Origin of the sequence: Kitasatospora sp. NPDC094028 (assembly GCF_049543595.1) — a bacterium.
In the GTDB taxonomy this organism is placed as follows: domain Bacteria; phylum Actinomycetota; class Actinomycetes; order Streptomycetales; family Streptomycetaceae; genus Kitasatospora.
In genome coordinates this window covers 1-10,199 of sequence record NZ_JBMVFA010000071.1, presented here as the reverse complement: position 1 = coordinate 10,199, position 10,199 = coordinate 1, and the positions used below count along the sequence as shown (strand labels likewise).

Annotated in this window: 8 protein-coding genes; 3 read left to right on the top strand and 5 right to left on the bottom strand. The window is 76.3% G+C overall.

What is annotated here, in order from left to right; translation table 11 throughout:
• Positions 1-251: 251 nt before the first annotated feature.
• Positions 252-1,169: a DNA-3-methyladenine glycosylase family protein gene (locus tag ACPC54_RS41630; protein ID WP_498972919.1), complete on the bottom strand. Its 918-nt coding sequence runs from the start codon at positions 1,167-1,169 to the stop codon at positions 252-254.
• 119 nt (positions 1,170-1,288) lie between these two features.
• Positions 1,289-2,431: a peptidoglycan recognition protein family protein gene (locus tag ACPC54_RS41625; RefSeq protein WP_498972917.1), complete on the bottom strand. Its 1,143-nt coding sequence runs from the start codon at positions 2,429-2,431 to the stop codon at positions 1,289-1,291.
• A 104-nt stretch (positions 2,432-2,535) separates the two neighbouring features.
• Here ACPC54_RS41625 and ACPC54_RS41620 point away from each other — a divergent pair, with 104 nt between their 5' ends.
• The 3 genes from ACPC54_RS41620 to ACPC54_RS41610 all read left to right on the top strand — a co-directional run bounded on the left by ACPC54_RS41620 (position 2,536) and on the right by ACPC54_RS41610 (position 6,280).
• Complete coding sequence (locus tag ACPC54_RS41620; protein ID WP_498972916.1) at positions 2,536-3,327, top strand: TIGR03089 family protein; 792 nt, start codon at positions 2,536-2,538, stop codon at positions 3,325-3,327.
• A 37-nt stretch (positions 3,328-3,364) separates the two neighbouring features.
• On the top strand, positions 3,365-4,600 hold the full coding sequence (locus ACPC54_RS41615) for an LCP family protein (RefSeq protein WP_498972914.1): 1,236 nt from the start codon (positions 3,365-3,367) through the stop codon (positions 4,598-4,600).
• Between the two features lie 150 nt (positions 4,601-4,750).
• The gene (locus ACPC54_RS41610) at positions 4,751-6,280 is read left to right on the top strand and encodes an LCP family protein (protein ID WP_498972912.1); all 1,530 of its coding nucleotides are present in this window, start codon (positions 4,751-4,753) and stop codon (positions 6,278-6,280) included.
• Here ACPC54_RS41610 and ACPC54_RS41605 read toward each other — a convergent pair whose 3' ends face one another.
• From ACPC54_RS41605 to ACPC54_RS41595, 3 genes are all read right to left on the bottom strand, one after another.
• Positions 6,281-6,886, bottom strand: coding sequence for an acyltransferase (locus ACPC54_RS41605; protein WP_498972910.1), 606 nt, complete (start codon positions 6,884-6,886; stop codon positions 6,281-6,283).
• Between the two features lie 18 nt (positions 6,887-6,904).
• Complete coding sequence (locus ACPC54_RS41600; protein ID WP_498972908.1) at positions 6,905-7,945, bottom strand: glycosyltransferase family 2 protein; 1,041 nt, start codon at positions 7,943-7,945, stop codon at positions 6,905-6,907.
• A gap of 116 nt (positions 7,946-8,061) precedes the next feature.
• Positions 8,062-10,023: a hypothetical protein gene (locus tag ACPC54_RS41595; protein WP_498972906.1), complete on the bottom strand. Its 1,962-nt coding sequence runs from the start codon at positions 10,021-10,023 to the stop codon at positions 8,062-8,064.
• Between the last annotated feature and the right edge of the window lie 176 nt (positions 10,024-10,199).

Genomic DNA, 10,199 nt, shown 5'->3' with positions numbered 1-10,199 from the left:
GGGGGTGGGGGGGGGGGGGGTTGTGGGGGGTGGGGGGGGGGTGGGGGGGGGGGGGGGGGGGGGGGGCGGCGGGGGGGGGGGCCGCTCCGGGGGCTGGATGATTTTCCGACTGCCGACTCTGTGGGTGGGGGGTTGGGACCGTTGGCAGTCTGAAAATCACCTGTGACGCCCCCTCCGGGCCACCCCCTGCGCCGCCCCCTCCCGCAGCGCGTCCCTCTCGCTTGGTCGGGTGTGGGGGGGAGGGGTGTCGCTCAGTGGTGGCGGTGGTCGTTGGGGGTGAGGCGGGGGCCGTAGCGGGGGGCGTGGGCGCCGGTGGCCGTCAGGAGGCGGCAGATCCGGTAGCGGTGCGGGCGGTAGGGCTCCAGCAGGGCGAGCATCTGGGCGTCGTCGCTGCGGGGGCGACCGGCCAGGGCCCAGCCGACCAGGTTCGGCAGGTGGAAGTCGCCGACCGAGACCGCGTCCGGGTCGCCGTTGCTGCGCTGCAGGGTCTCGGCGGCCGTCCAGACTCCGATGCCCGGGACGGCCGTGAGGCGGGCGAACGCCTCCTCGTGGCCCATCGCCGAGGCCTCCTCCAGGCGCGGGGCCAGGCGCACCGCCCGCATCACCGTCGCCGAGCGCTTCGGGTCCACCCCCGCCCGGTGCCACTCCCAGCTCGGGATCGTCGCCCACTCGCGCGCCGAAGGCGCCACCCGCATGCCCTCGGCCGGGCCGGGCGCCGGGGTGCCGAAGTCCCGCAGCAGGGTGCGGAAGGCGCGGTAGGCCTCGTTGGTGGTGACCTTCTGCTCCAGGATCGCCGGCACCAGGGACTCCAGGACCAGCCCGGTGCGGGCCAGCCGGACGGACGCGGTACGGCGCTGGGCGTCGCGCAGCGGGCCCGGGGGCAGCACCAGGTCCTCCGGGTGGTCCTCGGCGCCGAGCAGGGCGGGCAGGCGGTCGAGCAGCCAGTCGGCGCCCGGGCCCCAGGCCGTCGCCTCCACCTCGCCCGCGGCCGGGTGCGGGAGCACCCGGAGGGTGCCCACGCCGGCCGGGGTGCGGGAGGCGCGCCAGAGCGCGCCGTCGCCGGTCGTGCGGTAGGAGGGGTCGGCGGGGCCCCGGCGCAGGGGCAGCAGGGTCCGGGCGACGTCCAGGGGGTAGCCCGGGCTCCAGCGCCGTACCGACTCGCCTGCCACTGTGCCTCCTCCGCCGGAGGAAGGATACGCGGGGGCCCGGGGAAGGTGCGGGGTGCGGGCCAAGTGTGGAGCCACCGTGGGCAGTTCACCGCGCCCGCGGGGGTGCACCCGGCCGGGGGTCAGGGGGTGACCGGTGGTGGCGCGGGGGTCTGGAGCTTCGTCGCGGCCGCGCGGAGGGCGGGGAGCTGGGCGTAGAGGGCGGTGCCGGGGCATTCGGTGTTGAAGGCGTCGCGGTGGCCGGAGATCGCGTCGAAGTCGACGACGGTGCCCTTGGGGTAGCGGCTGGCGTCGGAGCCGGAGGTGAGTCTGGTGCGGCCGTCCGCGGGTTGGGCGGTGAGGCCGAGCTTCCAGGCGGCGAGGGCGGCGAGGCCGTCGAGGAGGGGCTGCGGCGGGGCGTCGGTGAGGTAGGTGCCGATGGCGGCGGCGCCGGCGGAGTCGGTGTTGAAGCCGAGGGTGTGGGCGCCGTGGACGGGCTGGTCGACGCCGCCGGCGCGGCCCTCGTAGACGGTGCCGCAGCGGTCGACCAGGAAGTTGTAGCCGATGTCCCGCCAGCCGTTGCTCTGAACGTGGTACTGGTAGATCGCCCGGATCACCCGGGGGGCGTCGGCGCACGCGTAGTCGGTGGCGGTCGCGGTGTGGTGGACGAAGACCTCGCGGACCGGGCCGGTGTACTCGAAGGTCTGGTCGCGCAGGGACTCGTCGGCGCCCCAGCCGGCCCGGGTGACGATGGTGGGGCGCGGGGCCCGCTGGCCGTCGACCGGCGCGGCGGGCAGGCTGCGGGCGGCGGGCCCGGCCGGGGCGCCGCGGCCGGGGTCGACGAGGTCGAGGCGCAGTCCGGGCGGCGGCCCGGCCGGACCGGGACGGACCTCGACGGCGACGCCGTCGCTGCGGCCGGTCCACAGCGGGGCGGTGGCGCCGCGCGGGGCGCGGTCGGGGCCGTCCTCGGCGTCGGCCTCCAGGGCGTGCCAGTCGCTCCAGACGCCGGTGTCCGCGTTCCGGGTGCGGACCCGGACGGTGCCGCCGGCGAGCGCGTCCGCCGGGCCGTCCCAGCCGACGCCGAGGAGTTCGAACGGCCGGGTGCCGCGCGGGGCGAGCCCGGGGCCGCCGGCCAGCGGCAGCGAGGTGACCGAACCGCCGCCCGCCGAGGTCCGGCGCTCCGCGGGAGCGGCGGCGCAGGCGGGCTGGAGGAGCAGCGCGGCGGTGCAGCCGGCGAGCAGCGCGGCCGGGAGCGAACGGCACGCGGCCGGGAGTGAAAGGGCCATAAACGGGATGGTGGCCGCAAACCGGCCGGCTCGCCACGCCGCCCCGCGGTGGCCCGGCCACCCCTCCCGGCCCGCCACCCGAAGGCCGTAGGCTGGGGCGCACCATGACTGCGCCTTTTGCTGCCGATGCCCGCACCCCCGTCGAGCTGCTGCACGCATACCTGCGAGGTGGCACCCCTTCGGTCGATCCCGCGGCCCCGCTGGTCACCTTCTACGACGACGCCACCGGCGAACGGGTGGAGCTGTCCGCCCGGACCTTCGACAACTGGGTGGCCAAGACGGCCAACCTGTTGCAGGACGAGCTGAACGCAGGCCCGGGCGACCGCGCCGCGCTCCTGCTGCCCGCCCACTGGCAGAGCGCCGTCTGGCTGCTGGCCTGCTGGTCGGTCGGGGTGGCCGCGGTGCCCGGCGGCGACCCGGCCGCCGCCGAGCTGGTGGTGAGCGGCCCGGACGGCCTGGCCGCCGCCCAGGCCTGCGAGGGCGAGCGGGTGGCGCTCGCGCTGCGCCCGCTGGGCGGCCGCTTCCCGCAGCGCCCGGACGGCTTCCTGGACTACGCCGCCGAGGTGCCCGGCCAGGGCGACCGCTTCGCGCCGTACTCCCCCGTCACCCCGGACGCGCCCGCGCTGGAGACCAGCGTGGACGGGCTGCCGCTGAAGCTGACCGGCGAGCAGACCGTCGCGCTGGCCCGGGAGGGCGCCGCCCGGCTGGGCCTGCAGCCCGGCGACCGCGTGCTGTCCACCCACTCCTACGACGACTGGGCGGGCCTGGAGGCCGGCCTGCTGGCGCCGCTGGCGGCCGGCGCCTCGGTGGTGCTGTGCCGCAACTCGCAGGGGCTGGACGCCGAGCAGTGGGAGAAGCGGACCGAATCCGAACGGGTGACACTGCGCCTCGGGTAACCCCCGGCCCGGGCCCGGCTGGGTAGGCATCGCTGCCATGGCCGAGGACGAGACCGAGCACCCCCCGACCGCCGTTCCCCCGACGAGCGGTCCCCCGGACGGCGAGCGACGCCCGCGACGGCGCCGGCGGTGGCTGTGGATCACCGCCGGCGCCGTCGCGTTCCTGCTGGTCGCCACCGGGGTGCTGGCCTGGGTCGCCTACCGCAAGCTGGACGGCAACATCCGCACCGACACGGCCACCGACCGGCTGCTGGCCAAGCTGGAGGCCGAGCGGCCGAGCCGTACGGCGGGAGCCCCGGGCGCCGAGAACATCCTGCTGATCGGCAGCGACTCCCGGGACGGCTCGAACGGCGCCTACGGCGGCGACGCGGGCACCGAGCGCTCGGACACCACGATCCTGCTGCACCTGTCGGCGGACCACCGGCACGCGACGGCGGTGTCCGTCCCGCGCGACGTGATGGTGGCCGTCCCGGCCTGCGACAAGCCGGACGGGACCCGCAGCGCGCCCGCGACCATGCAGTTCAACTGGGCCTTCGAGCTGGGCGGCGCGGCCTGCTCGATCCGGACCGTCGAGCAGCTGAGCGGGATCCGGATCGACCACTACCTGATCCTGGACTTCAGCGGCTTCAAGACGATGGTGGACGCGATCGGCGGGGTCGAGGTGTGCGTGCCGCAGCCGATCCACGACAAGGACGCCAAGCTGGACCTGCCCGCCGGGCGGCAGGTGCTGCACGGCGAGCAGGCACTCGGGTACGTCCGGGCGCGGGAGAGCCTGGGGGACGGCAGCGACACCCAGCGGATGGGCCGTCAGCAGCAGTTCCTGGCCTCGCTGCTGCGCAAGGTGCAGTCGCAGGGGGTGCTGCTGAACCCGGCGAAGCTGTGGCCGGTGCTGGACGCGGCCACCTCCTCGGTGCGGGCGGACGGCGGGCTGTCCTCGCTCGGCGCGCTGTACGACCTCACCCAGGACCTGCGCGGGGTGCCCTCGGCGGACGTGGTGTTCCTGACCGCGCCGCGCCGCCCGTACCGCTACGACTCGGACCGGGACGAGTTCGTGCAGCCGCAGACCGGGCAGCTGTTCACGGCACTGCGGGAGGACCGGCCGATCGCCGTCCGCGCCCCCGCCCCGGCGGGCGCGCCGACCGGGAGCCCGAGCCCGGCCCCGGGGGCGGCCGCCGGGGCCGGCTCGGACGAGGCGGCGGTGCCGGCGGCGGCGAGCGCCTCGCCCACCTTCGAGGGCCGCACCGCGGACGTGGACGCCTGCGCCCGGCACTGACCGGCCGCATTCGACTTTGCCTTTCCATTGCTCGCACGTGACGGATGTCATACCCGGAGCGATTCCCCCGTTCGGCTCGTTTAGGGTGTCCGGATCGGCCCACCACCGGGGTGGGCCGGGCCCCGTGACCGGCCGGACGTAGGGAATCCCGTGCAGCAGGACGAATCGAAAACCGGCCAGGACAACGGGAAGGGCCGCAACGGGGAGGGCCGCCGGGACACCCGGCGCCGCGCGGCCGCGGCCGCCAGGCGGGCCCGGCGCCGGCGGGTGCTCAAGTGGACGGCCGGGACGGGCGCCCTGGTGATGGTCGCGGGCTGCGGCGGGGCGTACTACCTGTACCAGCACTTCAACAACAACCTGACCTCGGTCAAGGTCGACGTGGGCAGCGAGGAGGAGCGGCCCAGGGCCGCCGGGGACGCGCTGAACATCCTGGTGCTGGGCACCGACAGCCGCCAGGGCCTCGGCCGCGAGTACGGCGACGAGGGCAGCGCCGGGCACGCCGACACCACGCTGCTGTTCCACGTCGCCAAGGACCGCTCGAACGCGACGGTGATCAGCATCCCGCGCGACCTGATGGTGCCGATCCCGGACTGCCAGTCGGCGGACGGGAAGCGGAAGATCCCGGGCACCGCGCGGGACATGTTCAACAACAGCCTGGGCCAGGCCGGCCGCGACCCGGGCTGTACCTGGAAGACCGTCGAGAAGGTCACCGGCATCCGGGTCGACCACTTCGTCGAGGTCAACTTCGAGGCGGTGAAGACGCTGTCCACCGCGGTCGGCGGCGTGGAGGTGTGCGCGGCCAAGGACATCGACGACAAGGACTCGCACCTGAGGATGTCCAAGGGCCGGCACGTGATCCAGGGCGACGAGGCGCTGGCCTTCGTCCGCACCCGGCACGCGGTCGGCTTCGGCGGCGACCTCACCCGCATACCCCTGCAGCAGCAGTTCATCAGCTCGATGATCCGCAAGATCAAGAGCGACGACACCCTGACCAGCCCGACCAAGCTCTACAAGCTGGCGGACGCGGCCACCAAGGCGCTCACGGTGGACTCCGGGATCGGCAGCGTCGACAAGCTCAAGGACCTGGCGCTGGACATCAGCAAGGTGGACACCAAGAACATCACCTTCGCCACCGTGCCCGTCCTCGACGACCCCAAGGACGAGGACCGGCTGATCCTCAAACAGCCGGACGCCGGGCAGCTGTTCTCGATGATCGCGAACGACCGCTCGCTGACCGACACGCCCGCGCCGGCCGCCACCGCCGACACCCCGGCCGGGGGCGCCCCGACCGCCACCACCGCCCCGGTGGACGCGAAGGACGTGCGGGTCACGGTGCGCAACGGCAGCGGCACCCGCGGGCAGTCCGGGCCGACCGTGGAGAAACTGAAGGCCAAGGGCTTCGCCAAGGCCGCGGTGGCCTCCGACGCGCCGGCCGCCGCGACCACCGCGATCACCCACGCGCCCGGCCAGGAGGCCGAGGCCGCCGCCCTGGCCGCCGCCCTCGGGCTGCCCGCCGACGCCGCCAGGGCGGACCCGAAGGCGGACCCCAAGGGCCCGCTGCTGCTGGTGCTCGGCAAGGACGCGCTCGGCGCGGCCGGCAGCCCGCAGCAGCAGCCGGCCGAGGCCCCGAAGGACCTCCAGCGGGTGCAGGCGGACGACACCGACGTGTGCGCCAAGTAGCTACATCCGTACGAGGGTTCCGTCCGTCTCGCGGTAGCGCTCGGCGGTGCGGGGGCACTCCCAGTGGCCGTCGCCGGCGGGCAGCAGGCGCTCACCGGCCCGACCGACCCAGCCGATCCGGCGGGCCGGCACCCCGGCGACCAGGACGAAGTCCGGGACGTCCCGGTGCACCACCGCGCCGGCCGCGACCAGGGCCCAGCGGCCGACCGTCACCCCGGCCACCAGCACCGCCCGGCCGCCGATCGAGCAGCCATGGCGGAGCGTCACGCCCTCGGCGTGCCAGTCGAGTTCACCCTTGAGCCAGCCGTCCGGGGTGACCGCGCGGGGGTGCCGGTCATTGGTGAGGACGGCGGCCGGGCCGATGAACACCCCGTCCTCGACCACGGCCGGCTCGTACACCAGCGCGTGGTTCTGCACCTTGACCCGGCTGCCGATCCGCACGCCCGGGCCGACGTACGCGCCGCGGCCGATCACGCAGTCCGTGCCGACCACCGCGCCTTCGCGGACCTGGGCGAGGTGCCAGACCGTCGTCCCGGCGCCGAGCACGGCCCGCTCGTCGACGTCCGCGCTCGGCTCGATCCGGGCCGCGCCCGCAACTTCGTCCATGGCACGGACCCTAGGGCATCAACGGGCCTGCGAGAGCACGTCCTTCGCGGTGGGCGCGGTGCTGGCGATCACCTTGCGGGCGAGCGAGCGCGGCGACGTGAGGAAGCCGAAGCCCCAGCTCATGTGCATGGTGGCCAGGGCCACCGGGAGCCACGCCTTCGCCTTGCCGGACAGGCCGCGGCCCTCGACCACCGAGCCGCCGAGGATGCCGAGCAGGTACGCGCCCGGGGCCGCCAGGAACACCGGGTGGACGGCCGCGCCGAGCACCAGGCCCAGGGTGACGCCGAGGAAGGCGGCCGGCGGGGCCAGGTAGCGCAGGTTGACCGAGCCGCGGTGGTAGCGGGTGACCACCCGGCGCCAACGGCCGTAGTCCTTGTACTGCTTGGCGAGCGCCCGCACCGAAGGCCGGGGGCGGTAGGTCACCTTGAGCTGCGGGGTGAACCAGACCAGCCCGCCGTCCTGGCGGATCCGGTAGTTCAGCTCCCAGTCCTGGGCACGGATGAACTCCTCGTTGTAGCCGCCCAGCTTCTCCAGCACCTCGCGGCGGAAGACGCCGAGGTAGACGGTGTCCGCCGGGCCGGCCAGGCCGCCGGTGTGGAAGGCCGCGTTGCCGACGCCGATCTTGGAGGTCATCGCGGCGGCGACGGCGTTCTCCCACTCGGTCTCGCCCTCGGCGTGCATGATGCCGCCGACGTTGGCCGCCTCCATCTCGGTGAGCAGCCGCACGGCGGTGGCGATGTAGCCGGGGGTGAGCAGCCCGTGGCCGTCCACGCGGACCACTATCGGGTGGCTGGAGCCCCGGATCGCCGCGTTGAGGGCGGCCGGGGTCCGGCCGGTGGGGTTGGCCACGGTCTTGACCCGCGGGTCCTCGGCGACCAGCTCGGCGGCGATCTCGTCGGTGCGGTCGCTGGACGGGCCGAGGGCGATCACCACCTCCAACTCGCCGGGGTAGTCCTGCTCCAGGATGCGCCGGACGGCGGTGCGCAGGTGTCGTTCCTCGTTGAGCACCGGCATGATCACGGAGACCGCCGGCAGCTCCTCAGCAGCCTTGGTGTTCATCGGGGCCAACCGTACCGGTGCGGACGGCAGTCCGTCTCATCCGGTCGGGGCCGCTGAACGCGCAGCGTACGGCCGGTGCCGGTACGGTGCCGGCGCCGTGCCGGTGCGGTGCGGCTTCACAGCAGGTAGCGGGCGACGGCGAACAGCGCGTAGCCGATCAGCGACAGCCGGTTCAGCAGGTGCTGCGGGTGGCCGAGCCGCCCCGGCAGGGCCTCGCGCGGGCGCAGGTCGGACCGGTGGGCGCCGACCGCGAGCGTCCGGGCCGGCTCCGCCGGGTCGTACCGGTCGGAGAAGTGGCCGGCCAGCCAGAGCCGCACCCGGGCGCTGATGGTCACCTCCTCGCCGGAGCGCAGCCGGACGGTCAGCGACCCCCGGTGCACGGCCGCCGCGCCGATCTGCCGCCACTCGATCCGCCGCACCCGCAGCGCGCCGGACACCCGCAGGCCGTCCCGGTCGACCGCCAGCTGCCAGGACGCGGCCCGGGCCACGGCGAGCACCACCATCGAGCCGATCCACAGCGGGCGCAGCAGCCCGTCCACCCAGCCGCTGCCGCCGTGCAGCACGGCCAGCGCCCCGGCCAGCACCGCGGCGGCCGGGCCGGCCGCCGCCCGCAGCGGCAGCGGCAGCTCCCAGCAGACCGCGGGCAGGCGGGGGGCGCCCGTCCCGGCGGGCGGGGCGGCGGCCACCGTGCCGGCGCTCAGCGCGACGACGGCCTGCTCGCGCTCGCGCCGCAGCCGGGCGGCGCGGAGCAGCCGCGGGGCCCGGGCGACGGCGTCGACCTCGGCCGCCACCCAGCTCGGGTCGTGCTCCAACAGGGCGGGGCGCAGGAGGAGTTGGCGGTCGGTGCCGTCCGGGCCGCGGTACAGCACGGCCGGCACGCTGCGGCCGGGGGCGGGCTTGGCGCCCCGCTCCGGGTAGTCCTCGTCGGCGCCCTCCGCGACCGGGTGCTCGGGTATCCAGGCCGGCCCCGTGAAGTCCGGGTCCTCGTCCGGGTCCTCGTCCTCCGGGAAGCCGCTCAGCTCGCCGCTCTGGGCCCAGTAGTAGCGGTCGCGCTCCACCAGGCGCCAGAGCGCGGGCCCGCCCGGCGGGCCGTCCACCGGCAGCACCAGCAGGTGGCCCCGGGCGTCGGCGCGCACCCGCACCGCGAGCGCGGGGGCGGCGCCGACGAAGGCGGGCCGGGCCCGGCGGGCGTCGTGGGCCAGGGAGGAGCCGAGCAGCAGCAGGCCGGGCAGGGCGATCAGCCCGCCGAAAATCAGCTGGCCGGTGAGGTCGTAGTCGTCGCCCGCCGCGCGGACGTCGCCGCCGTCCAGCAGCAGCGCGACCGGCCCGCCGGGCTGCGGGCGGTCTGCCCACCAGACGTCCAGCCGGGCGGTGCGCGGCGCGTCGGCGCCGGGCGGCTGGTAGTGGACGGTCAGCACGTCGTCCTGGTCGAACTCCCCGGCCGTGCCGGTGATCCGGACGGCCCGCCGGTCGGCGGCCTCCTGCCGGTACTGCGCCCACAGGCCGTACAGCGGCAGCGTCACGGCGACGGCGAGCAGCAGGCCGCCGACCAGCCGCCGCCCGGCCGGCGGCCCCTCGGGGACGGCGGGCGAGGGCGCCCCGGCGGCCGTCCACGGAAAGGGGACGGGCGGGGCCATCAGCTCGTCGAGCTGCTGGCGGGCGCGGCGGCGGCCGACTTCGGCGCCGACCAGCACGGCGGTCAGCAGCACGTGCAGCAGCACCGCGGACCAGCGGGCGAGCGGGGTGACCAGCCCGTGGGGCAGGTACCAGAACAGCGCCAGCGCGGTCGGCGGGATCAGCGCCCGGATGCGCGGTTTGCCGGCCAGCAGGACGGCCTCGGCCAGCAGCGTCCAGATCGCCGCGCTCTCGCCCCACGGGTCCCGGCAGATGCCCTGGGCGTTGCACACGCCGGGGCTGGTCGGCTCCGCGGCGGCGCCCAGGATCACGAAGGCGAGCGGGGCCAGCGCGAGCCAGCGGCTGTCCAGGCGCCAGGCGGTGCGGGCGGCCCGCCAGCGCAGGGCGGCGGCGGTGGTGAAGGGCGCGGCGCTGGGCACGGGCGGAGCGACCGGGGTGTACATCGGACGATCATCTCAGGCGTTCCGGGGGTGGGAACGGCGCGGGGGGGGGGGGGGGGGGGGGCCCCCCCCCCCCCCCCCCCCCCCCCCCGCCGCCCCCCCCCCCCCCCCCCCCCCCCCCCCCCCCCCCCCCCCCCCCCCCCCCCCCCCCCCCCCCCCCCCCCCGCGCCCCCCCCCCC